This window comes from Mesorhizobium sp. LSHC412B00 (assembly GCF_000503035.1).
GTDB lineage: Bacteria > Pseudomonadota > Alphaproteobacteria > Rhizobiales > Rhizobiaceae > Mesorhizobium.
The window spans coordinates 1-23,988 of the sequence record NZ_AYWB01000002.1; the positions used below are offsets into that span (position 1 = coordinate 1).

The window sequence follows — 23,988 nt, forward strand, 5'->3', positions numbered from 1 at the left end:
TTGAGCGAGCGCCGCGACAGGAAGAACGAAGTCGTCATGATGTCGAACTTCCAGCCCTGCTTGCGGCAGATCGCCAGCGCGCGCGGAATGTTGGGCTGCTCCATATAGCCGAAGGTCAGCGTCACCCGCATGAACAACTCGTTGACTGTCTCCATCTTGACCCGCTCGCTGTCGGGCACCAGCGGCTGCGGGGCGGTGACCACCGACAGAATGACGTTCTGCTCGTGCAGCACCTTGTAGTGCTTCAGGCTGTGCATCAGCGCTGTCGGCGCGCTTTGCGGATCGCTGGTCAGGAACACGGCGGGGCCGGACACCAGCTGCGGCTTCTTCTTCAACAGATTGCCGGCGAGGAAATCGAGCGGGATTTCGTTGCGCCGGGTCTTGTCGAAGAGATAGCGGCTGCCGCGTATCCAGGTGGTCATGATCAGCCCCATGAGGCAGGCAACGGATATTGACACCCATCCGCCTTCCACGATCTTGACGACATTCGCCAGGAAGAAACCCATGTCGATGGTGCCGAACAGCAGCGCCAATGCCAGGGCGAGCCCAAGCTGCCATTTCCACAAATTGCGCATGACAACGAACAGCAGAATGGTTGTCATCAGCATCTCGCCGGTCACCGAAATTCCGTAAGCGGAAGCCAGCGAACTCGAGCTGCCGAAGCCGACAACCAGCAGCATCACTCCCAGGGCGATGAGCAGGTTGACGCGCGGCATATAAATCTGGCCGCTCTGCATTTCGGACGTGTGCTGCACCTCGATGCGGGGCAGCAGGTTGAGTTGCACTGCCTGGCGTGCCAGCGAAAAAGCACCCGAGATCACCGCCTGACTGGCGATCACGGTGGCGGCCGTTGCCAAGCCGACCATTGGCATCAGCGCCCAATCCGGCAACATCTCGAAGAATGGATTGGTCGGCCTGCCGCCATTCGCCAATACAAAGGCGCCCTGGCCGAAGTAGTTGAGCAGCAGGCAAGGAAACACCACGGAAAACCACGCGAGCACGATCGGCTTGCGCCCGAAATGTCCAAGGTCGACATAAAGCGCCTCGGCCCCCGTTACCGCCAGGAACACTGCACCAACGGTCACGAAAGCGGCGGTCGGCGTGCCGGCTAAGTAGGCGATCGCATAATACGGGTTGATCGCCAACAGCACCGAAGGATCGTCCATCAGGTGGTAGAGCCCGGAAACGCCGATGGCCAGGAACCATAGCGCCGTCACCGGCCCGAATACTGCCGCCACCTTCCCCGTGCCGAAGCGCTGCACGGAGAACAGAAATGCCAGGATGACCAAGGTGATCGGAACGACATAGGCCTCCAGCGTCGGTGTCACCACTTCCAGGCCCTCAACTGCCGACAGCACGGAAATGGCCGGAGTTATGATAGCGTCTCCGAAAAAAAGCGACGCCCCGCAAAGTCCGATGCCGAGGATAAGCTTGGCGCCTTTTGGATAGGCGCTGCGCGCCAGCGCCATCAGGGACAGCGTGCCGCCCTCGCCCTTGTTGTCGGCGCGAAGCACGAAAGCGACGTATTTTATGGTGACGATAATCGTCAGCGCCCAGACGATCAGCGACAGCACGCCCAGGACATCTATACGCGTGTCGGTACCAGGCGAAGCGTGAAGCGCCTCGCGGAAGGCATAGATCGGGCTGGTGCCGATATCGCCATAGACGACGCCAAGCGCGCCCAGCATCAGAACTTTGGTGCTGTGCTGTTCAGTGTGGGAGTGGTTCGGTTGTTCGACGGGTTCAGCCTCGCTACCGATGCTGGAAAGAGCCATCGACTACTCCCCGATCACCGCGCGGTGCGCCTTGCTTGCTGTCATGCGATATCACCTTCGACACGAGCCTTCCACCGCTACCAACCGCAAGCCTTCAGAAACCGCCCCACCGTGCCGGCCATGCCATACTCCAACGCATCGGCTGTCAACCCGTGTCCGATAGACACTTCGGCCAATGCCGGAATGCGCTTTGCCAATGCCGGAAGGTTGTTCACCACCAGATCGTGCCCGGCATTGACCTGGAGCCCGGCGGCGAGTGCGGCATCCGCGGTTTTTCCCAATCTTTCCAGCTCCTTCCGCGCCTTGGCGGAATCGGAATGGTAGCTGCCGTAGGGCCCGGTATAGAGCTCGATGCGGTCGGCGCCGGTGTCGCGCGCGGCATTGACGCCGGTGGGATCCGGATCGGAAAACAGCGACACGCGGAAGCCCCCTTTTTTCAGACGCTTGACGATCGGGATAAGGAACGCCGCCTCGGCGGCAAAGTTCCAGCCATGGTCCGATGTCGCCTGCGCCGGATCGTCGGGCACCAGCGTCACCTGCTCCGGCTGGTGCCTTTCCACAAGCGCCAGAAAATCCTCGGTCGGGTAGCCCTCGATGTTGAATTCCGCCTTGGGAAACTCGTCGTCGATCAGCGCCCGGATCTCCGGCAGGTCGGAATGCCTGGTGTGGCGCTCGTCGGGCCGCGGATGAACCGTCAGCCCGTGCGCGCCGGCCGCCAGCGCCAGGCGGCCGAGCCCGGTGACGCTCGGCCACGGCAGGTCGCGGCGGTTGCGCAGCATGGCGATGGCGTTGAGATTGACCGAGAGTTTCGCGGGCATGGCGTGAGGTCCGGCTGTTTGTGCAGCGCATCTATACTGCCTTTGATGGGAACAGACAGGGGCTTTCGGGTGTTCCAGTGATGACATCTGCTCGCAAGGGGGAACCCAGCCAATGAATTTTCTCCAATCCGTGCCCGCGATCCGCCGCCTCGAAACCGACCGTGAGGACCTTTTCGCCATCGACGTCGTCGGCCATGTATCGGCCGCCGACGGCGAAAATCTGTTCGGATTGCTGGAGGCTGCCTACGCGCTGCACCCGAGGATCGATGTCTTGGTGCGGCTGGTTGATCATGAGGGCGTCGACTGGATCGATATGGACGACGAGACGCTGAAACAGGGCACGGTGCACGCCCTGGAGCATATCGCCCGGTGCGCGACGATCGGTGAGCCCGACTGGATAGCGGATGCGCGGAACTTCCTTCCGGCTTCGCCACCCATCGAGTTCAGGCACTTCGCGGCCGAGGATGAAGCGGATGCCTGGCAATGGCTGGGTGCGACGCCACTCAGCCCTGCTGCGCCGGCTGCTACCTGACGCCGGCTATCTAACGCCAGCTATCTAACAATCGTCAGCCGCTCTGCCGCCCGCGTGATGGCAGTATAGAGCCAGCGCTGGCGGGTTTCCTTGAACGCCCAGCTCTCGTCGAACAGCACGACATCGTTCCACTGCGAACCCTGCGCCTTGTGCACGGTCAGCGCGTAGCCATAGTCGAAATCGTCAAAGCGCTTCTTCTGCTGCCAGGGGATATCGGCGTCCGGATCCTCGAAAGCCGACTTGAGCAGCTTGATCTTGGCGACGCCGCGGTCGGGATCGTCCTCCTCGGGCGAGACCAGAAGGTTGATGCCCGGCTTCACCGTCTCGCGCGACGAGGTCATCACCTTCCACAGCGAACCGTTGAGCAGGCCCTTGGCGGGGTCGTTGCGCAGGCAGACCAGCTTGTCGCCGGCCTGCGGATAATCGGCATTGAAACCCTTCAGCTCGCGCAGGCGCTGATTGTAGCGGCGGCGTGTGCGGTTGGTGCCGACCAACACCTGGTCCGCCTTCAGCACCAGCTCCTGGGTGACGTCCTCCTTGCCGATGACCTGCGCGCTGCCGTAGTCGCCGCGCATGAACTCGCGGCCCTCGCGCACGTCGAGCGCCAGCTGGATGATCGGATTGTCGCGCGCCTGGCGGTGGATTTCGGTCAAGAGCACATCCGGCTCATGCTCGGTGAAAAAGCCGCCGCCCGAGATCGGCGGTAGCTGCGCCGGATCGCCAAGCACCAGGATCGGCGTGCCAAAACTCAGAAGGTCGCGGCCAAGCTGCTCGTCGACCATCGAGCATTCGTCGATGACCACCAGCTTCGCCCGTGAAATAGGGCTTTGGCGATTGAGCGAGAAGGTCGGCGACATCGAGGTCTTGCCGGTCACCTCGTCCGACACCGATTCCTCGCCCTTCGGCCGGTAGATCAACGAATGGATGGTGCGGGCATTGACCGCGCCCTTGGAACGCAGCACCTGCGCCGCCTTGCCGGTGAAGGCGGCGAACTGCACCTGCCCGTCGACATGCTCGGCAAAATAGCGCGCCAGCGTGGTCTTGCCGGTGCCGGCATAGCCGAACAGCCGGAAGACCTGCGGCCGGCCCTCTTTCAGCCAGCGCGCCACCGCCTTCAACGCCTCATCCTGTTGGGGAGAGAATTCCATCGGTTCGACAGACCGGATTCGCGAGAGAAAGACAAGCTTGGTGCCAACCACCGCTTAAAACGATGGGATTGCCTCACCTTCAACGGGACAAACTAGCAGGCGCAAATGCGAACGTAAAGTGAACATGCAAGCGGATAACGAACGATTTGAGTTCAGGCACTTGAACCTAGTCGGGCAATGCCACTATCACGGACATGATCGAGATGCAGATCGGCGCAGACACCTATAAGCGAGGATATTGATGAGGTCGTTCGCAGACAGGCTGATCGGAAAGTCGATAAAGAAGATCGAAATCGGCGAACCTGGTTATGGCATCGTTGTCTCCTTGTCGGATGACGCAGGGTTCGCGATATATACCGAGGTCACGGCCTGTCTGAGTGACGAAAATGCCAGAACCATAGAACGTGTTACCATCAGCGACGAGCAAGTGATCCTCCACTTGGGTGACAACGACTTCGTCGCCATTTCCAAAAACCGTGGCCGCTTCGCCGTCGTTGAGGCGTTTGTCTATGGGGACGACGAAGGCATGGTCGTCGAAAATTAGTTGCATCGGCCGCCAGATTTCAAACACCAACCACAGGCGGACTATATGTTCGCGCCGCCGCCGCTACCTCTGGTCGGCCCCGGATCGTTCTCCAACAAAATCGGCTTGCCGTGCGGGGTTGCATGCGCGGCGCGTTCCCAGGCGGCGGCGAGCGTGTCGACGTCACTTTTTCCCGCGACGCCCTTGGCCGCCAGCAGCGTCTCCAGCGCAGCCAGCCAATGCTCGTAGTAGTCGTGGCCGTCGCTTGCGGCGCCCGGCTTCTTCACTTGCGCCGACAGCGCATCGGCCCATTCGCTCCACGAAAACAGGCCCTTGTCATGCAGCGCCACCGTCATGGCGAAGGCTTCGGCCTGCCAGGGTTCGGCGAATACCGGTTCGTCCAGACCCGCCGGCAATGCACCTTCAGGCCGGCTCAAGATAGCTCTCCCAGGCATCGATCGAGACGGTCAGCGTCGGGTCGGCGCCCTCGCCCCAGATTTCCGAGCCATCGAAGACCACGGTATAGACCCATTGCGGGTTTTCACCGTTGCCATGCGCGTTGCTGTCGGGGAACACAAAACCGTCACGCACGGCCTCGATAACTCCGTGCTTGCCGCGCGCATAACGCGGCAGCCTCGTGTGGGCGGTGGGATTGAAATTCCTTGTCCGCACCGGGTCGCCGGCCTTGAAGCGCGGCGCCGTCTCGACCGGCCGGTCGCAGGGACTGCCCTTGGCCAGTACCGCCGGCACGTTTTCGGCCTTCAACACCCTTTTGGGCGTCGCCGCCGGATCGACCGCCTTACCCTCCGTCAGATCGCGCTCGCTGACGAAGCCATGGCGCTTCAGCAGCACCTCGAGCGCTTTGATCCAGATCTGGTAGTAGCTCGAGGAATAATAGACGGCCGGATGCAGCGATTCCCTGGCGTGCCGGCTCTCGTCGATGTTCCACGCGCCCATGGCGCCGGCAGTCAGCGTGACGCCGAGCGCCCGCCTCTCCCAATCCGCATGAAAATACGGTTCGTCCTTTTCGGGCGCGACCGGCCCGAAACCCATCTGCCCACCGAGATCCTGCGGCCCGTTCATGCCGGTACCTTCTTTGTCCCGGGTTCTTTGGCCACCGCCGTGCCGATCATCGCATCGCGGCTGACCAGTTCGGCGAGCTGGTCCTCACTCCAGCCTTCGGTACCGCCAGGCCGCATCGGCACCACGAGATAGCGCAGTTCGGCAGTCGAATCCCAGACGCGGATGTTTTTCTCCGCCGGCAAGGTCAGCCCGAACTCCTCCAGCACGCCGCGCGGATCGATCACGGCGCGTGAGCGATAGGGCGGCGCCTTGTACCAGACCGGCGGCAGGCCGAGCACCGACCACGGATAGCAGGAGCACAGCGTGCAGACGACGAGGTTGTGCGTCTCGTCCGTGTTGAACACCGCCTGCATGTGCTCGCCCTGGCGGCCGGTGTAGCCCAGCGAGGTGATCGCCGCAGTCGCGTCGCGCTTCAGCCACTCGGCAAAGGCCGGATCGCTCCAGGCTTTCGCCACCACCCTGGCGCCGTTGCGCGGTCCGATCTTGGTCTCATAGGTGTCGACGATGACGTCGATTGCGGCCGGATCGATCAGGCCTTTTTCGGTGAGGATGGTCTCCAGCGCGCGCACGCGCGCCGCAAACGGGTCGAGCTCATTGTCGTGGTCATGATCATGGGACATGATCTCAGATTAGGATCGGCGGCCCATGGCCGCAAGCATGACAGCTTGGGCCACGGGCTATCCCCTATTCGGCGGCGGCCTTCTGGGGTTCGATGAGCCGGTCCTCGGGGCCGAACAGCGACGCCTGCTCGCCGCTCTCGACCGCATGCAGCGCCGGCTTGTTCTTCTTCGAAGAGAAGAAGCTCACCAGCCACCCGGAGAAATTCTCGAAATAGACATAGATGACAGGGGTGACGAACAGCGTCAGCGCCTGGGAAGCGAGCAGCCCGCCGACGACCGCGACACCGAGCGGCTGGCGCAGCTCAGCACTGGCGCCGGTGCCGAGCGCGATCGGGAACGTGCCCATCAGCGCCGCCAACGTCGTCATCATGATCGGCCTGAAACGCATCAGGCACGCCTTGTGTATGGACTCCTTGGCCGACATGCCTTCTCGTCGCAGCTCCAGCGCGACGTCGACCATCATGATGCCGTTCTTCTTGACGATGCCGATCAGCATCAGGATGCCGATCACCGCGATCACCGACAGGTCCATGCCGGCAAAGCGCAGCGCGACCACGGCGCCCAGCACCGCCGAAGGCAGGCCGGTCAGAATGGTCAGCGGATGGATGAAGCTCTCATAGAGGATGCCGAGTACGATATAGATGGTCAGAATGGCGCCGCCGATCAGCAGGCCCTGATTGGCCAGCGAGTCCTGGAAGGTCTTGGCGGTGCCGGCAAAGCTGGTCGAAATCGCCGGCGGCATGCCGATCTGCTCCTTCAGCGCGGCGATGCGGGCCGTGCTGTCGCCCAGCGCCACGCCTTGCGGCAGGTTGTAGGAGATGGTCACCGCGGGCAGCTGGCCGAGCTGGTTGACCGTCAGCGCGCCGGCGGTGCGGTCGACGCGGGCAAAGGCGCCGAGCGGCACCAGGCTGCCGCTTGCCGTCCTGACCTGGATGGCCAGCATGCGCTCGGGCGACCATTCGATGTTGGGATCGAGCTCCATGATGACTTCGTAGCTGTCGGCCGAGCCGAAGATCGTCGAGACCTGCTCCGTGCCGAAGCCGCCATAGAGACTGGAGCGCAGCGTGTCGGTGTCGATGCCGAGCGACGCCGCCTTGTCGCGATCGACCACCAGCGTCGCCTGCAATGAATTGTTCTGCAGATCGCTGGTGACGTCGGTGAAATTCGCATGATCGGCCGCCATCGCATCGTTGAGCTTTTGCGCCCATGTGTCGGTCAGGCCGGTATCGAGGCCCTGAACGACGAGCTGGTAGGCGCTGGCGGAAGAACGCGCGCCAAGTCGCAGGTTCTGCACCGGCTGCATATAGGCATCGATCCCCGGCACGACGGCCAGCTGCCGCCGCAGATCCGACAGCACCTTATCGATGTCGGGGCGCTGGCTCTTGTCCTTCAGCTGCACATAGAGCTGGCCCTGGTTCAGCGCATTGTTGCCGCCGCCGGCTGACCAGGCCACATGCGAGACATAGGGCGAACGCGAGAAGACACTTGCCGCCTGGTTCTGCAGCTTGACCATGGCGTCGTAGGAGATGTCCTGCCTGGCGATCGTCGTCACCGAGATCTGGCCGATATCCTCTTGCGGGAAAAAGCCTTTCGGCGAGACCTCGATCAGCCAGACCGACCCTGCCGCCGTGCCGACGAAGACGAGGAACACCAGAAAAGTGTGGCGCAGGCAGAAGGTCAAAAGCCGGTCATAGCCGCGGGTGACGATATCGTGCTTGTGGCCGGGGGCATGCTTGTCGCGATCGGCCTTGGTCACCGACAGCAAGCGCGAACACAGCATCGGCGTCAGTGTCAGCGACACGAACATCGAAGCCAGGATGGCGACCGTCACCACGACGGCGAATTCGTTGAAGATGCGGCCTATGACGCCGCCCATCAAAAGCACGGGGATGAACACCGCCACCAGCGAGATCGAGATCGAGATGAGGGTGAAGCCGATCTCGCGCGCGCCTTTCAGCGAGGCATCGAAGGCCGAGAGACCGTCCTCCTCCATGTGGCGAAAGATGTTTTCCAGCATGACGATGGCGTCGTCGACGACGAGGCCGACTGCGAGCGTCAGGCCCATCAGCGAGATGTTGTCGATGGAAAAGCCGAACAGGAACATGGCGCCGAGCGTCGCGATCAGCGAGATCGGCACCGCCACGGCCGGAATGATGGTTGCGGTCACCCGGCGCAGGAAGACGAAGATCACCGTCACCACCAAAGCGATCGTCAGAAGCAGCGTGAACTGGACGTCGTCGACGGCCTGGCGGATCGAGGTCGAACGGTCGTTGAGCAGCTTGATGTCGGCGGCGGCCGGCATTTGGTCCTTGAACGACGGCAGCATCGCCTTGACCTTGTCGACGACGTCGACCGTGTTGGCGTCGGGCTGGCGCTGCACCGCCAGGATGATGGCGCGCGTGCCGTCGTACCAGCTTGCGGTCGTCGTGGTCTCGACCGAGTCGATGACGCGCGTCACCTCGCCCAGCCGCACCGGATGGCCGTTCTTGGTGGCGATGATGAGGTTGGAGAACCCGGCGGCATTGGTGAGCTGCGTGTTGGCCGTGATGGTCAGCTGCTGCTTGTCGTTCTGCAAGACCCCGAGCGGCGTGTTGGAATTGGCCGAGGCGATCGCCGTCTGCAGCTGGTCGATCGAAATGCCGCGCGCCGCCAGCGCCGTCGGGTCGATCTGCACGCGCACCGCATATTTCTGCTGGCCGAAGATCGACACCTGCGCCACGCCGTCGATGGTCGACAGCGAGGGCGAGATGACGTTTTCGGCGAAGGCGTCGAGGTCGGTGAGCGGAACCGTGTCGCTGACCAGCGACATCAGAAGGATCGGCGCGTCGGCCGGATTGACCTTGCGATAGCTCGGCGGCGACGTCATCTCCGGCGGCAACTGCCGCTGCGTGCGCGCGATCGCCGCCTGCACGTCGGCGGCCGCCGCGTCGATATCCCGGTTGAGCACGAACTGGATGGCAATGGACGTGCGTCCCAGCGAATTGCTGGTCGAGATCGAATCGATGCCGGCGATGGTGGCGAACTGCTTGATCAGCGGCGTCGCCACCGAAGTGGCCATGGTTTCGGGCGAAGCGCCGGCCAGGGTGGCCGAGACGTTGACGACCGGGAATTCGGCGCTCGGCAGCGCCGCCACCGGCAGGAACTTGTAGGCGAACAGCCCGCCCAGCACGAGGGCGAACGACATCAGCAGCGTGGCGACAGGCCTGCGTATGCAGAATTCGGAAATCATTGGGCAGCCGCCTTGCCGGCCTCGGCGACCTTGGGAGCAGCTTGATCACCGCCGGCCGCCTTGCCTTCGTGAATGGCGGCGCCGTCCTTCAGCCTGGTCTGGCCCTCGACCACCACCTTCTCGCCTGATTTGACGCCCTCGCTGATGGCGCTGTTTTCGCCTTCGGTCAGCGCCACCTGCACCGGTCGCATCTCGACCGTGTTGTCGGGCTTGACGACATAGACGAACGGTCCCTTTTGGCTGGGCTGCACGGCAACGGTCGGGATGGATGTCATCTGCGGCATGATGCCAGCGTCGAGCACGACATTCACATATTGGCCGGGCCACAGTGAAAGATCGGCGTTGGGAATGCTCGCCCGTGTCGCGATGGTGCCGGACGCGGTGTCGACGCTGGAATCGACGAAGTCGAGCGTGCCGTTGCCGATCGGCGTCGGATCGCCATCCTTGGTCAGCGTCACCGCGCCTTGCTGCGGGTTGGCCAGCGCCTTGTGCAGCAGCGCCAGGTTGCTCTCCGGCAGGTTGAAGTTGACTTGCAGCGGATCCATCTCGGTGATCGTCACCAGCGGCGTGGCCGTGCTCGAGTTGCCGTTGCTCAAGGTGACGAGGTCACCGACCGAAACGTTGACCGCGCCCAGCCGGCCGGCAATCGGCGCCTTGATGCTGGCAAAGCCGAGCTGGACATTGTCGGCGTCGATCGTCGCCTTGTCGGCATCGACCGTCGCCGCGGCAGCCTTTTGCGCCGCCACCGCCTGATCGTAAGTCTGCTGCGTGCCGGCCTGCTTGGCGACGAGATCCTTGGCGCGCTGAAGGTCGGAGCCCGAACTGGTTAGCAGCGCCTGGTCCTTGGCGAGCGTCGCCTGATCCTTGGCAAGCTGCGCCTTGAGCGCCCTGTCGTCGAGCGAGAACAGCAGGTCGCCGGCCTTCACCATCTGGCCGTCCTTGACGTCGATCGATACGATCTGGCTGGACACGCGGGCGTTGATGTTGACCACGGCCGGCGACGACACGAAGCCGATGGCGTAACGGCGGATCGGAAAATCGGCGGTTGTCGCGGTGGCCGAGACGATCGAGGCCGAACGGGCGGCATTGCCGCCGGCGCCGGATTTGCCCCCTGCCTTGTCGGCCGAAGCCTTGTCCGATCCAGCCGGCTTGTCCGCCGCTGCCGTCTGCCTGGCGCCCGGCAGCATCTGCTGCAGACTGCTCATCGCCGCCGGCGAAAAATAGACCCATGCCGCGGCGACACAGGCCGCTGCCACCACCACCGCCAGAACGACTTTACCGCGCATCGACTAAAAGCCCTATGATCCGACACGCCGAACCCGGTGGTCTCATTCTACGCAATCACGGCGCCTTGCCGCGATCTCGCCGAAGTAGATAGGACGCACATTTGTCGGAAAAGGGCCAAAACACGGCATTACGAAGATTTAATGTGCACTGCACAATGACTATGCAGCCGGCTCAGCAGTCGGAAAACCAGCCAGGATGCGGTTGAGATCTCAGGCGGGATGCGTCTATTTCAGCATCGGCCAGAGCGTCGCCGCCAAGAGCACGCCCATGGCGATGTTGAACCATTTCAGCCGCACCGGATCCGACAGGAACCCGCGCAGCGCTGTGCCGAAACCGGCCCACATCGAGACGCTCGGCAGGTTGACGACGGTGAAGGCGATCGCGATCAGCGCCACCGACAGGAACGGGTGGTCCGGATTGGAGTAGACGGCCATGGCGGTGATCGCCATCACCCAGGCTTTCGCATTGACCCACTGGAATGCGGCTGCCTCGATGAACCGCATCGGCCGTGCCTCCGTCTCACCCTTGCTGGACAGCGAGCGCGACATGGCGATCTTCCAGGCGAGATAGAGCAGATAGGCAGCGCCGGCGATCTTCAATCCGGTGTGCAAGGCCGGAAACGCCGTAAGCACCGCGCCCAGGCCAAAGCCGACAGCAAGCAACAGCACCAGGAAACCCATGCTGATGCCCAGCATATGCGGGATGGTTCTGACCAGGCCGAAATTCACGCCCGACGCCAAGAGCATGAGGTTGTTCGGCCCCGGCGTGATCGAGGTCACGAAGGCGTAGACCAAAAGGGCAAGGAAAGCGTCGAGGGTCATGACGGCTCACAAAGGTCAGCAATGCTGACTTAAATCGACAGAGCGCTGGACGCAACCTCATTCCATTGGTCCAAAGCGCTCCGCCGTGATCCGCCTATCCCGAGCCAGCCAGGCCGGCACAGTCTACCTGCCGTGGGCCCGCGCCGACAACAGGCTGGGAGCGGCGGCGGCCTCCTGACGGCCAGCCACACGCCGCAGGCCTTTGCGCCTCGGCGTGTTCCCGGGAAGCTTCACGCCATGCGCGAGGCCGAGGGCAGCCAGGATGCGGATGAAGAGCCAGCCGAGATCGATCTGCCCGCGTTCCAGGCCGAGCTTTGCGGATTCGGGAAACGCATGGTGATTGCCGTGGAAACTCTCGCCAAAGGTCACCAGGCCGAAACGCGGCAGGTTGTAGCCCTGCACGGCAACGCCATCGACGCGCCAGCCCTGCTGCCCGCTGCGATGTGCGAAATGCCCGACCAGCCAATGCCCGGTCAGCGACACGGAGATACGCACCGCAATGCCCCAGACCACCCAGCTCCACCCGCCGAGGAGCAAGAAAAGGATCGCCCACGGCAGTTGCTGCAGCATCCAGGTCCGCTCGACGAATTTGTAGAAGCGGTCGTTTCTGATCGACGGCTCGATGACGAAGTCAGGCGGATTGCGCAACGCTACGGCGCAATGCATTTGCCAGAAAGCGTCGGTGAAGAAAGGCCGGCGGTGGGCGTGCAGGTCGTGACAAGCCGTCTGGCGCTGCGCCCAGTCTCGTATGTCATGCGCATAGATCATGCCGAACGGACCGGCCATGCCGACGAGCGTGCCGAGATAGACCAGCGCGTGTTTGAGCCAGATGTGAACCTTGAACGAGCGATGGATGAGCAGGCGATGCATGCCGACCGAGTGTCCGGCGCAGATCGTCACCGCCGTCGTCGCTACGAACAGGGCGAAAGCGCTCCAGCTGAAGGTCAGCGGCCCGAACACCAACGCAATCAGCGTCATCGCACCGACCCAGATCGACTTGGCCGGCATCCAGACGACCTCGCCATCTTCGGCATCGCTCAAGGGCTGCGAGATCATTCTGCCTGTGGATATGGTCTTCATCGGTACCCCTCCTCTGCAGGAAACATTTCCGGACCAAAGAGCCTTGCCTTCCGGCGCGCCGGCGCTTATTTAGGCAATAAGCTAACTATCTACTATTCCGATTTAGGTATTTAGGCAATAGACTAAATACCGGAAGCGAAACGACAGAGGCAGGCGGTGATCGAAGACAATGCAGCGGATGGCGACACGGCTATCGGGGCAAGCAGCGCCATACAGCGCGTGTTCGAGGCGCTGTCATCGCAGCCGAGGCGCAAGATCCTCGCCTATCTCGCCCACTCCTCGCTGACCGCGGGCGAGATCGCGGCGCGCTTCGACATGTCGAAGCCGTCGATCTCGCAGCATCTGAGCATCCTGGAGACGGCCGGCCTCATCGCCAGGGAGCGGCAGGGACAATTCATCCGCTACTCGCTGGTCCAGAACAATCTGGTTAACACGCTGAACGGCTTCGTCCAGGACGTCTGTCCGGTATCGCGCCCGATCAAAAGGGAGAGTAAGAATCTGGCGAGCGGCAAGGTCGATCCCAAGCCGGTAAAATAGTTGGACTGAGACTACATCCCTTGCGGGCCGCGGTTCATCGCCGCCACGCCGGTGCGGCAGATCTCGACCAGGCCGAGCGGCTTCATGATGGCGATGAACTGGTCGAGCTTCGAACCCTTGCCGGTAATCTCGAAGATGAAGTGCTCGGTGTTGGCGTCGATGACCGAAGCGCGAAAAGCGTCCGCCAGACGCAGCGCCTCGACGCGGGCTTCGCCGGTGCCGGCGACCTTGACCAGCGCCAACTCGCGTTCCAGCGGCCGCTCCTGGCCGAACTCGTGCGAGCGCACGGTGAGATCGACGACGCGATGCACCGGTACGATGCGTTCGAGCTGGTGCTTGATCTGCTCCAGCACATGCGGCGTGCCGCGCGTCACGATGGTGATGCGCGACAGGTGCTTCTCGTGTTCGGTCTCGGAGACGGTGAGGCTCTCGATGTTATAACCGCGGCCGGAAAAGAGGCCGATGACCCGGGCAAGCACACCGGGCTCATTGTCGACCAGCACGGAGAGCGTGTGGTTCTCCGGCTTTTCCGTTTCCTTGGCGATGAAATAGGCGGAGCCGGTCGGTTGAAGCTGTGCGTTCATGACATGAATCTCGATTTCAGACTTTGAGCTAATTCTCTGTTTGCGCACGGCTTCTCGCGACAGCCCTGCCCCGGCTTGGACCTAGACCAGTTCCCTGCCCTTGGCGTCGATGGCGTTGGCCACGGCTTCGTCGGTCGCCTCGTCGGGCAGGAGCATTTCATTATGCGCCTTGCCCGACGGGATCATCGGGAAGCAGTTGGCGAGCGTCGCCACCCGGCAATCGAACAGCACCGGCTTCTTCACCGCGATCATCTCCTTGATCGCATCGTCCAGCTCGTCCGGCTTCTCGCAGCGAATGCCATGGCCGCCATATGCGTCGGCCAGCTTGACGAAGTCGGGCATCGCTTCGGTGTAGGAATGCGACAGACGGTTGCCGTGCAGCAGCTGCTGCCACTGGCGCACCATGCCCATATACTGGTTGTTGAGGATGAAGATCTTGATCGGCGCATTGTGCTGCACCGCCGCGCTCATCTCCTGCATCGTCATCTGCACCGAGGCATCGCCTGCGATGTCGATGACCAGCGCATCCGGGTGCGCGATCTGCACGCCGAGCGCAGCCGGCAGACCGTAGCCCATCGTGCCCAACCCGCCCGACGTCATCCAGCGGTTCGGCTTCTCGAAATGATAGTGCTGCGCCGCCCACATCTGGTGCTGGCCGACCTCGGTGGTGATGTAGGTGTCCATGTCCTTGGTCAGTTCGTAGAGCCGCTGGATGGCATATTGCGGCATGATCACATCGTGGTTCATCTTGAACGCGAGCGAGTCACGCGCGCGCCATTTGGCGATCTGCTCCCACCAGGGATGGAGCGCCTTCTTGTCGGCCTTGGCGCTCGCCCGCCACAGCCGCACCATGTCCTCCAGCACCCGGCCGACATCGCCGATGATGGGCACTTCCGTGTGCACGTTCTTGTTGATCGACGATGGATCGATGTCGATGTGGATCTTCTTCGAGTTGGGCGAGAAGGCGGTCAGCCGTCCGGTGATGCGGTCGTCGAAGCGCGCGCCGATGCAGATCATCACGTCGCAATCATGCATCGCCATATTGGCTTCATAAGTGCCGTGCATGCCCAGCATGCCCATCCAGTTCTTGCCCGATGCCGGATACGCGCCGAGGCCCATCAGCGTCGAGGTGATCGGGAAGCCGGTGAGGTCGACCAGTTCGCGCAGAAGATGGCTGGCCTCCGGACCGGAGTTGATGACGCCGCCGCCCGAATAGATGATCGGCTTCTTGGCGCTGGCCATCAGTTCGACGGCGGCCTTGATCTTTTCCAGGTCGCCCTGGACCTTCGGCTGGTAGCTGGTGCGCGGCGCCGCCTGCGGCGGCACATAGATGCCTTTGGCGAACTGCACATCCTTCGGAATGTCGACCACCACCGGGCCGGGGCGGCCGGTCGTCGCGACATGGAAGGCCTCATGGATGGTGGCGGCCAATTCGTTGACGTCCTTCACCAGCCAGTTGTGCTTGGTGCAGGGGCGCGTGATGCCGACCGTGTCGCACTCCTGGAACGCGTCGGAGCCGATCAGCGAAGTCGGCACCTGCCCGGTCAGGCAGACCAGCGGGATCGAATCCATCAGCGCATCCTGCAGCGGCGTCACCGCATTGGTGGCGCCCGGGCCGGAGGTCACCAGCATGACGCCGGCCTTGCCGGTCGAGCGGGCATAGCCTTCGGCCGCATGCCCTGCGCCTTGCTCGTGGCGGACGAGGATGTGCTCGACCTCGTCCTGCTGGAAGATTTCGTCATAGATCGGAAGCACCGCGCCGCCGGGATAGCCGAAGACATGCTTGACGCCATTGTCCTTCAGCGCCTGCACCACCATTTCGGCGCCAGTCATTTCCCTGTTTGGCATTTCGCGCCGTTCGTTCTGTCCGTTGCTCATCGGTCTGGTCCCGTACTTCTAGCCATGAGGCGATTGCTGGTCGTTTAGTCGTGTTTCGGGCAATAAAAAAGGCCCCCGATGGGAGCCTGTGTGTTGCGCATGGGAGGTTTTCGCCCGGCGGTTACACCGCCTTGCCCACGCGCTTTCCTACGAGAATGAGTGCCTTTTTCATCGTGGCGGACACTACGAGGGTGAAAGGCAAGGTGTCAACGGGAAAAACGCGCGATGCGAAAGACAAAGCAAGTGGCCCGCCGCCTCTGGTCGGCGGGCCACCGCGGCGCATACGATACCCCTCAATCGCACCGCGCCGGGAACAAGGGCCACTGCCGTGTCACGTCAGGATCAGCACGATCTTGTACGTATCCGGGTCGACGATGACGATGCGCCCGTCGGCCAGCACGAAGTACTCATAGGATTCGTAAGCCGGGACGATCTTGACAATGCGCGCCGGCAGACGGTGCAGGCGCACTTTGTGCCGCGGCACCTCGATGCCGACCGAAATGTCGAAGTCGACGTTCTTCACCGGCTCAACCCTGGTCTCGTGGATGATCTGCGTGACCTGCGTCTTCTGCTCGACTGTCACGTTGTTGATCGAGGCCGTATTGCCCTGGTCGGTCTGGACGTTTGTGTTGCCCTGAGCGTTCTGCTCGGTGGTGGTCCCGGCCTTGCCCTGGGCCTGCTGGTCCGTGCTGGTGCCGGTCTGGCCCTGAGCGTTCTGCTCGGTGCTGGTCCCGGCTTTGCCCTGAGCCTGCTTCTCGGTGCTGGTGCCGGTCTGGCCCTGAGCGTTCTGCTCGGTGCTGGTCCCGGCCTTGCCTTGGGCCTGTTCATCCGTCTTGAGCTTGGCCTTGCCCTGAGCCTGCTTCTCGGTGCTGGTGCCGGTCTGGCCCTGAGCATTCTGCTCGGTGCTGGTCCCGGCCTTGCCCTGGGCCTGTTCATCCGTCTTGAGCTTGGCCTTGCCCTGAGCCTGCTGATCGGTCGTGGCGCCGGCCTGACCCTGAGCATTCTGCTCGGTACTGGTCCCGGCCTTGCCCTGTGCCTGTTCATCCGTCTTGAGCTTGGCTTTGCCCTGAGCCTGCTGATCGGTCGTGGCGCCAGCCTGGCCCTGTGCATTCTGATCGGTCTGTGACTTCATCTTGCCTTGCGCCTGTTCGCCGGCCTTGCCGCCCTTCTGGCAATCGGCCGCGCCAGCGGCGCAGTTGTCGCCGCCGCTCGGCTGCACAGCCTGGGTCTGGGCGATCGCGGCGCCGCACCCGACGCCAAGCGCAATCATGCTCGTGATCAACACATGTTTCATCTGCTTTCTCCTTAAAGAGTCGGTCCCTCAGCCTAGCCAACTCTGTCAAAAATACTTTGTTCCGCATTTTGCGAATAAAATCGGGCTTCTAAGAAGACCAATAAATGTAGGCAGTAGTTTTGCCAACAATCAGCTACAAATTGCATCAAAAAATTAATGCAACGCAAGATTTTTGCTTTTTTCTGAGCTTGTGATCCCATAGCGATGACACCAGCCTCACAAGCTTAGAAGTACTCCCGTCGTCATGACCAGGATGGCTACCCCGAAAACAGGCAAGAGCAACCATCGTGCCTGATGGACGCTGTTGTCCATTAACGCCTCCNTAACGCCTCCCACAAGTGCTGATCTCAACGATGCCGAGAACCCTGTGTTCCGCCCTGAGGAGGCTCTAGGACCTCTACAGCCTGGCACCAGACTTTGGTCCCTCTCCCTATAGTCCATTGGCCCGATGACGCCCGGACCGAAGCCCCACGCGGGAACGCAGCCGCGAAAAGCCCGTTCGGCTTGCGGTGTGCATCAACCTCACCAACAACCACCGTATCGGAATCGAGCTCGCGCAAGATGCATGAGCGTTGATGAAGGAGAGAATCATGACGACCATGTACCAGTCGACCGCAATTGCCGGATTCTTGCTGCTCGCGAGCGCGGGCGTAGTTGCCGCTCAAGACGTCATCATCGCGCCGGAGCAGGAAACGGTTGTGCGCGAATACGTGAAAAAGCAGCCCCTTGCGTCGGTGAAGATTCCAGGTGTCGAATTGAACGTGGGGACCGCCATTCCCGACACGGTGGAACTGCATGAAGTGCCGAGCGTCAAGTATCGCTACGTTGTGGTCGACGGGCGAACCGTGCTGGTCGACCCCGGCACGCGGAAGATCGTCAAGATCATACAGTAACGCTGATCCCACCGCCGTTCCCCGCGGGTGGCGGTGGGATCATGCCCTGAAATTGCGGTTTCCCCGGCAATTCAACCTAGCGCTTGCTCGCACCATCGACCGTTCTAGATGTAGGATGGCTTAGGCATTTTGGCGCGGCCAAAGTCGCGGGGTCGGTTGAGACGTGCGCTACATTGATAGTCTCTATCAAAACTGGAACAGGCTATCGTTGGCTTGGCAGTTCATCATAGTCGGAAGCATTGGGCTGCTGTCGCTGATGCTGGTCGTCGGCCTATGGGTCACCTCGCAAATACGAGATGGAGTGATCCGCAACTCTGCAAGCACGACCGCGCTTTACGTCGACAGTGTCATCGCGCCAATCCTGCCGGATATGCGCAAAAGCCAGCAGCTCAGCGACACCGTTAAACGGGCGCTCGATGAAACCCTGGACCAGGGTGCTCTCGGCAAAAAACTGGCGTCGTTCGTGCTTTGGCGGCGTGATGGCAAGGTGCTGTACGCCAAAGACGCGGCTCTTATCGGCCAGACCTTCGAGCCAAATGCGAACTTGCTGCATGCGTTCGGTGGAAACGTGGTGGCGCAATTCAATGATCTGGACGAAAATGAAAGGAAGGAACGGAAGAGCCCCACCGCCTCGCTGCTCGAGATCTACAATCCGGTTCGAGAGCCGTGGTCGGGCGATGTTGTGGCCGTTTCCGAGTTCTACGAGATAGCCGACGATCTTCAGGGCACTTTAAACTCGGCACTATGGTCGAGCTGGCTGCTCGTGGCTGGCGCGACCGCGGTCGCCTTGGCGATGCTCTCGGGAATCGTGCTTCGCGGCAGCAGCACTATCGAAACGCAGCGTTCAGCGCTTGAGACACAAGTGGCCGAACTTCAGTTGCTTTTGGAGCAGAATTCCGCTTTGCGGGAGCGCGTCCAGCAGGCGTCGCGCCGCGCAACGGCAATCAACGAGCGTTACTTGCGTCGCATCGGGTCTGATTTGCATGACGGTCCAGCTCAGCTGGTCGCACTGGCTGCGCTGCGCATGGACAGCCCTCTGCTGCTCGATCCCGCCGCATCCCCAAGCCACCGGAAGACCGAGATCGCCGATATCCATCATACGTTGGACGAGGCGATGCGGGAGATCCGCGCCATCTGCACCGGCCTCGTGCTGCCACAGATCGAAGCTTCGACAGTCGCGGAGATATTGCGGCTTGCGGTTGCCGAACATGAACGCCGGACGGCCTCCTCCGTATCGCTTTCACTGCCATCTCGCCTGCCCGACCTGGGGACGTCCGAGAAAATAAGCATCTTTCGCTTCGCGCAGGAGGGGCTGAACAATGCCTGGCGACACGGTCTGGGCAAGGGGCAGGCTGTCAAGGCGAGAGTGACGCAGGGCAAGCTCCTCATTCAAGTGCTTGATCACGGCCCTGGATTCCAGTCGGGATCGTGTGAAGGACTTGGACTCGCCGGTATGAGGGAACGTATCGAAAGTATCGGAGGTCACTTCGAGACCTTTTCGAGCCCCAGGGGGACCCGGCTGACCATAACGCTCAACATCGAGGACCAGAAATGACCGCTCCCATAAGGATTGCCATTGTTGATGATCATCCGCTGTTTCGCGAGGGTGTGGCTCGCAGCCTCGCCGAAATCGGCGGCTTCGAAGTCGTTGGTGCGGGCGAAACCGCGACGGATGCCGAACAGCTTGCGGCCTTGGCAAATCCCGACATATTGCTGCTAGACATCAGTTTGCCGGGAGGGGGCCTAGCGGCAGCGGAAAATATTCTTGCAACTCAGCCTGACTGCAAGATCGTCATGCTCACCGTCTCGGAGGCGAACGCCGATTTGGCGACGGCGCTCAGGCTGGGCGTACGCGGATATGTGCTGAAAGGGATTGGGGCGGCATCGCTGGCCGAGGTGCTGACTTATATAGCCGCAGGAAAAAAATATGTTTCGCCGACCCTGTCAGCGCAGCTTTTGAATGAACTGATACGGCCGGAAAAGCGCACCACCGATCTCGTTGCCAATCTCTCGGGACGCGAGCTTGGGATAATCTCCTTGGTAGGCGAAGGACTGAGCAATAAAGAAGTCGCCAAACGTCTCAACCTGCAGGAGAAAACGGTAAAACACCACATGACTCGGATATTTCAAAAGCTAAAGGTGCGAAACCGCACCGAAGCAGCCATTCTTATGCACGCGCCCAAAACGGGTCTTGTATAGGGAGATCGGGGCTTGTCTGAAGGTCGGATGCTGGTTGGCGAACCAGCAGTCACAGCCCTTTCAGACGAGCAATGTCGGAGGCCCTTACGGCGCGTTCGACAATTGTCCTTCCAAGCGGATCCTTCATAGTGAAGCGGCCGGCCTCGATGCTTTCGCTGAATCCATCGCGATGCACGACCTGGATTTTGGCGCCCTGTACCGTCACCGTGTCGCCAGCGGCATTGACTTGGCTACTCGGAGCTTGGCTACCGGGGGCGTTGTCGCCGGCACCATTTTTTCCCTTTCCGTTGGCGTTGCCATTCCCGGCGTTGCCGCCTGAGCCATTACCATTACCACCACCGTTACCATTGCCATTGTTTCCGCTCTTGGCGCTGGCAGCGGCGAATTCGATCTTGTAGCCGTCGACATGGCTCAACCGCAGACCAAGCACCGGCATCGTCACCGCAACCGCCGCGAATACGCGCAAGCTAAAGTACGCCCAGCGACGCACGGATGAAAACAGGGGCTGCCTTTCTCCATTCATGCCACCATCACATCATGATGTGTCACGGTATTCAAGAATGAACAGCCCAAAATTGCGGCTTACAAACGCTGAGGAAACTCTCCTTTCGTGCTTTCAGCTCGATTCTCAGACCTTCGTCTGAGTCAAATATACACCGAAGTCTGACCTCCTGATCTTGGCCGCGCCGACGGATGTCGCAATAAAATCCGCGGTGACAAGGCTCGTCACCGGTAGGGATCGGCAGCGAGGCGCGAGCGCCTGCGGCACGCAGACGCTTGCGGCAGGTCTCCGGCATACGGTTAGCGCATGCTCGCCGTCGAAGCGGTAGCACATGCCGGTCCTTCTCCGGATTATGATCAGGCGCGATTGGCGAAGTCGCGGACAACCCGTTGCAGCAGCGGCATGTAGTCGCGAAATGCCCGGGTCTTCATGTTGGCGATCTTGCCGGCCTCGTCCCAGATGCGGACCCGAACCGCTTCCTCGTGGAACGGGTTCTTGCGGAACTCGGCCACCTCTTCGGCGTTCATCGGCCCGCCTTGCAGCGACAGCGTGTGGACCGAGGCCTGCGACAGCCTGCCGAAATAGGTTGGGTCGGTAGCGCAGAGGTAGCGCTTGGCCGCGACGTGCAGCCTGACGCATTCGACGATCACGGGTGGAAAGAACGGCGCCAGCACCTCGCCGCCGGCTTCGTCATGATGCTTGTCCTCGACATCGTCGGGCGAATAGGTGCCGAACTCGCTGGTGTAGTGGCCGATATCGTGCAGCAGTGCTGCCGCCACCAGCACATCGGGCGCGCCGTCCTTTTCGGCGAACCAGGCGCCCTGCAACATGTGCTCCGACATGGTGACGGGTTCGCCGAGATAGGATTCCGCCCCTCGGCGTTCGAAAATATCGGCGATGAATTCGACGATGGTGTCCGCGTTCAAATCCTGGCTGCTCATTCCGCGGCTTCCTTGAACTCGTGTTCGATCGCCGACAGCGTCGACAAAAGGCCATCCTTGTCGGCGTAGCAGCCCTGCAGCCAGCGCTTGCCGGCGCCGGAGAATTGCTTGCGGGCATGCATGACGCGGGTGTTATCGACGATGAAGGCCTGGCCTGCCTCGAGCTTGAAGGTCACTTCGAAGGACGGATCCTCGATCAGTTCGGCAAACCGGCGATAGGCGGCGTAGTAGGCCTCCATCTCCGCGAACGGCACATCGACCGTCGGCGCCAGCGAGCGGTTGTTGAAGCGGATGGCGATGAGTTCGCCATCAGGCCCCAGCTCGATCATCGGCCGCTTGGCCTGCAGCCGCACGCCCGACGAACCGGCATATTCGAAACGCGCCGGGTATGAACTTAACAGCCGGAAGCCTTCGGGGTTTTCGGCCTGCAGCGCGGCCGCCACGGCAAAACCATCGACGACGCTGGATTCGCCGCCCTCCACCGTGTTTTCGATGCAGGACAGGATCTGCAAGGTCGGCACCGGATCACGATAGGGGTTGTCGGTGTGCGCCTGCAGGCCAAGATTGGTGTAGGCCAGATTGGTTGGATTGACCTCGGCGCGCACCTCGAACCAGCGGCCGTAATTGGTCTCCCTGATATAGCCGAACAGATCGGACACTTTGCACAGCGCCCCGGATTCGGCCGGCAGATCGTCCATCACCGCGAAGCCGTAGGTCTTCACCGCCGACAGCCATTGCCGCAAGACGGCGCGGTCGCGGCTGGCCGCGACATAGCCGGCGCGCGGCACCAAATTCTGCATAGAGGCCCTGGTCCATCGCACGGTGCCCTCGCCTGTCCAGCCGGGCTGTCGGGCGGCATCGCGGTCATAGGCATTGGCGCTCAGCCATGCCGCAGGAAAGCGCACCGTCTTTCCCTCCGGTTCGAAACTGACTTCAAGCGCATCGCCCTTGATCGCGGCTGCGCCGATCCGCGTTTGCGCCGGAATGTCGAGAATGGTGATCAGCCGCTGGCCGTTGCCGGCGCTGCGCGTCTTGTCGTCGAGCGCATTGTCGCGCAACCACATGGCGTGAAAGCGAGTGCGCGCGCCGTCCTTCCAACCGAGGTCGATCGTTCTTCCTTCGTCGCCGATCAGCGCCTGGGTAAGCATGGGGATCCGTTCCTGTCCGCTGCGCCCCGCAGCCAACTCCGCAGGGTTTCCGGTTGCATCGTGATGATGTTGAAGGCATAACTCAAATTATCATTTTGCGGCCAAAGGCCATAAACGGTTTATGCCTCAAACAACCCTGCCCTTGCCCCCGCTCGACTGGCTGCGCAGTTTCGAGGCCGCCGCTCGGCTGTCGAATTTCACCGCCGCCGCGGCCGAGCTTGGCCTTACCCAGGCTGCGGTCAGCCAGCACATCCGTTCTCTCGAAGAGCGGTTGAAGCAGCCGCTGTTCATCCGCTTGGCGCGCGGCGTCGAACTGACGCCGGAGGGTGCCGCCTACCTGCCGCATCTGCAATCGGCCTTCGCGGTGATCGCCAACAGCACGCGCGAGTTGTTTGAACCCAAGACCGTCCAGAGCGTGACGATACGCTCGCCGATCTCGTTTGCCGTGCTGATGATCGCGCCGAAGCTGCCGCAAATGGCCAAGGACCTGCCCTTCGTCCAGTTGCAGATCGAGACCATCCACACACCGGCCGATTATGGCGAGCGCTTTGTGGGTCTCGACATCCGATTCGGCATTGGCTCCGGCTCCTTTGCCGGACGGCAGGCCGACCGCCTCACCCGCGAAACCTTGACGCCGATGGCGTCGCCAAATGTCGCCAAGGCCAAGGATTGGACAGGATTGCCGAGACTTACAGTGGTCGGCGCGCGGGAAATGTGGGGCGAGTGGTTCGCCGTCGCCCGGATGAAGCCGGCGCTGGGGCCGACGCACAAATTCGACAGTTTCGTTACCGCGTTGGAGGCGGCGAAGCACGGCGCCGGCATGGTGCTGGGATCGCGACCGTTGGCCGACGCGGCACTGCGCGACGGATCGCTTGTCACCCTTTCCGGCTTCGCTCTGTCGAGCGGTGCCGGCCACTATCTAACCGCACCCTCGGGCGCGCATCTGAGCCCTGCCGAAGAAGCGGTCCGCCGCTGGTTCGCGACGGTCTTCGGCGTCCCGGTTTCCCGATAAGCCCCTGAATACGCGGCAAACTATTGGACGACGTGACGCGGCGCATAATTTGTCGCGATACTGCGCCAGGCCGGACGTCAAGCT

General features: G+C 61.9%; 23 protein-coding genes. 7 read left to right on the plus strand and 16 right to left on the minus strand.

All coding sequences use genetic code 11. The features are described 5' to 3' along the window. Positions 1 to 1,775 (minus strand): potassium transporter Kup (locus X757_RS160165; protein WP_023725318.1); only part of this gene is annotated, 1,775 nt, incomplete at its 3' end. A gap of 77 nt (positions 1,776 to 1,852) precedes the next feature. Then, entirely contained in the window at positions 1,853 to 2,593 is a 741-nt protein-coding gene (locus X757_RS160160) for a pyridoxine 5'-phosphate synthase (RefSeq protein ID WP_023690926.1), read from the minus strand. Between the two features lie 112 nt (positions 2,594 to 2,705). Between X757_RS160160 and X757_RS160155 the strand changes: the two genes are divergently transcribed. Beyond that, on the plus strand, positions 2,706 to 3,125 hold the full coding sequence (locus X757_RS160155) for an STAS/SEC14 domain-containing protein (protein WP_023682069.1): 420 nt from the start codon (positions 2,706 to 2,708) through the stop codon (positions 3,123 to 3,125). A gap of 20 nt (positions 3,126 to 3,145) precedes the next feature. Here the strand turns inward: X757_RS160155 and X757_RS160150 are convergent, their stop codons facing one another. Further along, a complete protein-coding gene (locus X757_RS160150; RefSeq protein ID WP_023682070.1) occupies positions 3,146 to 4,273 on the minus strand; it encodes an ATP-dependent RecD-like DNA helicase in 1,128 nt (375 codons plus the stop codon). Between the two features lie 241 nt (positions 4,274 to 4,514). Between X757_RS160150 and X757_RS160145 the strand changes: the two genes are divergently transcribed. Beyond that, positions 4,515 to 4,817: a hypothetical protein gene (locus X757_RS160145; protein ID WP_023668360.1), complete on the plus strand. Its 303-nt coding sequence runs from the start codon at positions 4,515 to 4,517 to the stop codon at positions 4,815 to 4,817. A 41-nt stretch (positions 4,818 to 4,858) separates the two neighbouring features. On the opposite strand, the gene X757_RS160140 is transcribed toward X757_RS160145, so the two are convergent. The 7 genes from X757_RS160140 to X757_RS160110 form a co-directional block, all read right to left on the minus strand. After that, positions 4,859 to 5,233, minus strand: coding sequence for a nitrile hydratase accessory protein (locus X757_RS160140; RefSeq protein ID WP_023725319.1), 375 nt, complete (start codon positions 5,231 to 5,233; stop codon positions 4,859 to 4,861). Beyond that, positions 5,220 to 5,879, minus strand: a complete 660-nt coding sequence (nthB, locus tag X757_RS160135; protein ID WP_023725320.1) for a nitrile hydratase subunit beta — start codon at positions 5,877 to 5,879, stop codon at positions 5,220 to 5,222. The genes X757_RS160140 and nthB overlap by 14 nt, the downstream gene beginning before the upstream one ends. After that, complete coding sequence (nthA, locus tag X757_RS160130) at positions 5,876 to 6,499, minus strand: nitrile hydratase subunit alpha (RefSeq protein WP_023702993.1); 624 nt, start codon at positions 6,497 to 6,499, stop codon at positions 5,876 to 5,878. The genes nthB and nthA overlap by 4 nt, the downstream gene beginning before the upstream one ends. 64 nt (positions 6,500 to 6,563) lie before the next feature. Further along, positions 6,564 to 9,728, minus strand: a complete 3,165-nt coding sequence (locus X757_RS160125) for an efflux RND transporter permease subunit (protein WP_023725321.1) — start codon at positions 9,726 to 9,728, stop codon at positions 6,564 to 6,566. Next, positions 9,725 to 11,014 carry an efflux RND transporter periplasmic adaptor subunit gene (locus X757_RS160120; protein WP_023688076.1) on the minus strand — a complete coding sequence of 430 codons (1,290 nt, stop codon included), beginning with the start codon at positions 11,012 to 11,014 and terminating at the stop codon, positions 9,725 to 9,727. Before X757_RS160120 ends, X757_RS160125 begins: the two co-directional genes overlap by 4 nt. Positions 11,015 to 11,239: 225 nt before the next feature. Further along, positions 11,240 to 11,836, minus strand: a complete 597-nt coding sequence (locus X757_RS160115; RefSeq protein ID WP_023688075.1) for a LysE family translocator — start codon at positions 11,834 to 11,836, stop codon at positions 11,240 to 11,242. Positions 11,837 to 11,959: 123 nt separating this feature from the next. Next, a complete protein-coding gene (locus X757_RS160110) occupies positions 11,960 to 12,916 on the minus strand; it encodes an acyl-CoA desaturase (RefSeq protein ID WP_023714739.1) in 957 nt (318 codons plus the stop codon). Between the two features lie 156 nt (positions 12,917 to 13,072). Here X757_RS160110 and X757_RS0133375 point away from each other — a divergent pair, with 156 nt between their 5' ends. Next, positions 13,073 to 13,453, plus strand: coding sequence for a metalloregulator ArsR/SmtB family transcription factor (locus X757_RS0133375; RefSeq protein ID WP_023702997.1), 381 nt, complete (start codon positions 13,073 to 13,075; stop codon positions 13,451 to 13,453). 11 nt (positions 13,454 to 13,464) lie between these two features. On the opposite strand, the gene ilvN is transcribed toward X757_RS0133375, so the two are convergent. The 3 genes from ilvN to X757_RS160095 all read right to left on the minus strand — a co-directional run bounded on the left by ilvN (position 13,465) and on the right by X757_RS160095 (position 17,209). Beyond that, on the minus strand, positions 13,465 to 14,037 hold the full coding sequence (ilvN, locus tag X757_RS160105; protein ID WP_023668352.1) for an acetolactate synthase small subunit: 573 nt from the start codon (positions 14,035 to 14,037) through the stop codon (positions 13,465 to 13,467). An 81-nt stretch (positions 14,038 to 14,118) separates the two neighbouring features. Then, positions 14,119 to 15,915, minus strand: coding sequence for an acetolactate synthase 3 large subunit (locus X757_RS160100; protein WP_023668351.1), 1,797 nt, complete (start codon positions 15,913 to 15,915; stop codon positions 14,119 to 14,121). Positions 15,916 to 16,246: 331 nt separating this feature from the next. Continuing rightward, complete coding sequence (locus X757_RS160095) at positions 16,247 to 17,209, minus strand: DUF1236 domain-containing protein (RefSeq protein WP_023668350.1); 963 nt, start codon at positions 17,207 to 17,209, stop codon at positions 16,247 to 16,249. 590 nt (positions 17,210 to 17,799) lie between these two features. Here X757_RS160095 and X757_RS160090 point away from each other — a divergent pair. The 3 genes from X757_RS160090 to X757_RS160080 all read left to right on the plus strand — a co-directional run bounded on the left by X757_RS160090 (position 17,800) and on the right by X757_RS160080 (position 20,301). After that, positions 17,800 to 18,102, plus strand: a complete 303-nt coding sequence (locus tag X757_RS160090) for a DUF1236 domain-containing protein (protein ID WP_023731684.1) — start codon at positions 17,800 to 17,802, stop codon at positions 18,100 to 18,102. Between the two features lie 163 nt (positions 18,103 to 18,265). Next, the gene (locus X757_RS160085) at positions 18,266 to 19,657 is read left to right on the plus strand and encodes a sensor histidine kinase (protein WP_023690914.1); all 1,392 of its coding nucleotides are present in this window, start codon (positions 18,266 to 18,268) and stop codon (positions 19,655 to 19,657) included. After that, positions 19,654 to 20,301, plus strand: a complete 648-nt coding sequence (locus X757_RS160080; RefSeq protein WP_023668347.1) for a response regulator transcription factor — start codon at positions 19,654 to 19,656, stop codon at positions 20,299 to 20,301. The genes X757_RS160085 and X757_RS160080 overlap by 4 nt, the downstream gene beginning before the upstream one ends. 49 nt (positions 20,302 to 20,350) lie before the next feature. Here the strand turns inward: X757_RS160080 and X757_RS160075 are convergent, their stop codons facing one another. From X757_RS160075 to X757_RS160065, 3 genes are all read right to left on the minus strand, one after another. After that, positions 20,351 to 20,767 carry a hypothetical protein gene (locus X757_RS160075; protein ID WP_023725322.1) on the minus strand — a complete coding sequence of 139 codons (417 nt, stop codon included), beginning with the start codon at positions 20,765 to 20,767 and terminating at the stop codon, positions 20,351 to 20,353. Positions 20,768 to 21,159: 392 nt separating this feature from the next. Next, positions 21,160 to 21,744: an HD domain-containing protein gene (locus X757_RS160070; RefSeq protein WP_023725324.1), complete on the minus strand. Its 585-nt coding sequence runs from the start codon at positions 21,742 to 21,744 to the stop codon at positions 21,160 to 21,162. Continuing rightward, complete coding sequence (locus tag X757_RS160065; protein WP_023725325.1) at positions 21,741 to 22,892, minus strand: gamma-butyrobetaine dioxygenase; 1,152 nt, start codon at positions 22,890 to 22,892, stop codon at positions 21,741 to 21,743. Before X757_RS160065 ends, X757_RS160070 begins: the two co-directional genes overlap by 4 nt. 121 nt (positions 22,893 to 23,013) lie before the next feature. Between X757_RS160065 and X757_RS160060 the strand changes: the two genes are divergently transcribed. Next, the gene (locus tag X757_RS160060; RefSeq protein ID WP_023725326.1) at positions 23,014 to 23,904 is read left to right on the plus strand and encodes a LysR family transcriptional regulator; all 891 of its coding nucleotides are present in this window, start codon (positions 23,014 to 23,016) and stop codon (positions 23,902 to 23,904) included. The last annotated feature ends 84 nt before the right edge of the window (positions 23,905 to 23,988 follow it).

What these genes read in the sequence shown, in the direction of transcription:
- X757_RS160160 (WP_023690926.1), bottom strand. Translation starts at nt 2,593, where the DNA reads ATGCCCGCGAAACTCTCGGTCAATCTCAACGCCATCGCCATGCTGCGC.
- X757_RS160155 (WP_023682069.1), top strand. Translation starts at nt 2,706, where the DNA reads ATGAATTTTCTCCAATCCGTGCCCGCGATCCGCCGCCTCGAAACCGAC.
- X757_RS160150 (WP_023682070.1), bottom strand. Translation starts at nt 4,273, where the DNA reads ATGGAATTCTCTCCCCAACAGGATGAGGCGTTGAAGGCGGTGGCGCGC.
- X757_RS160145 (WP_023668360.1), top strand. Translation starts at nt 4,515, where the DNA reads ATGAGGTCGTTCGCAGACAGGCTGATCGGAAAGTCGATAAAGAAGATC.
- nthB (WP_023725320.1), bottom strand. Translation starts at nt 5,879, where the DNA reads ATGAACGGGCCGCAGGATCTCGGTGGGCAGATGGGTTTCGGGCCGGTC.
- nthA (WP_023702993.1), bottom strand. Translation starts at nt 6,499, where the DNA reads ATGTCCCATGATCATGACCACGACAATGAGCTCGACCCGTTTGCGGCG.
- X757_RS160125 (WP_023725321.1), bottom strand. Translation starts at nt 9,728, where the DNA reads ATGATTTCCGAATTCTGCATACGCAGGCCTGTCGCCACGCTGCTGATG.
- X757_RS160120 (WP_023688076.1), bottom strand. Translation starts at nt 11,014, where the DNA reads ATGCGCGGTAAAGTCGTTCTGGCGGTGGTGGTGGCAGCGGCCTGTGTC.
- X757_RS160115 (WP_023688075.1), bottom strand. Translation starts at nt 11,836, where the DNA reads ATGACCCTCGACGCTTTCCTTGCCCTTTTGGTCTACGCCTTCGTGACC.
- X757_RS160110 (WP_023714739.1), bottom strand. Translation starts at nt 12,916, where the DNA reads ATGAAGACCATATCCACAGGCAGAATGATCTCGCAGCCCTTGAGCGAT.
- ilvN (WP_023668352.1), bottom strand. Translation starts at nt 14,037, where the DNA reads ATGAACGCACAGCTTCAACCGACCGGCTCCGCCTATTTCATCGCCAAG.
- X757_RS160100 (WP_023668351.1), bottom strand. Translation starts at nt 15,915, where the DNA reads ATGAGCAACGGACAGAACGAACGGCGCGAAATGCCAAACAGGGAAATG.
- X757_RS160095 (WP_023668350.1), bottom strand. Translation starts at nt 17,209, where the DNA reads ATGAAACATGTGTTGATCACGAGCATGATTGCGCTTGGCGTCGGGTGC.
- X757_RS160090 (WP_023731684.1), top strand. Translation starts at nt 17,800, where the DNA reads ATGACGACCATGTACCAGTCGACCGCAATTGCCGGATTCTTGCTGCTC.
- X757_RS160080 (WP_023668347.1), top strand. Translation starts at nt 19,654, where the DNA reads ATGACCGCTCCCATAAGGATTGCCATTGTTGATGATCATCCGCTGTTT.
- X757_RS160070 (WP_023725324.1), bottom strand. Translation starts at nt 21,744, where the DNA reads ATGAGCAGCCAGGATTTGAACGCGGACACCATCGTCGAATTCATCGCC.
- X757_RS160065 (WP_023725325.1), bottom strand. Translation starts at nt 22,892, where the DNA reads ATGCTTACCCAGGCGCTGATCGGCGACGAAGGAAGAACGATCGACCTC.
- X757_RS160060 (WP_023725326.1), top strand. Translation starts at nt 23,014, where the DNA reads ATGCCTCAAACAACCCTGCCCTTGCCCCCGCTCGACTGGCTGCGCAGT.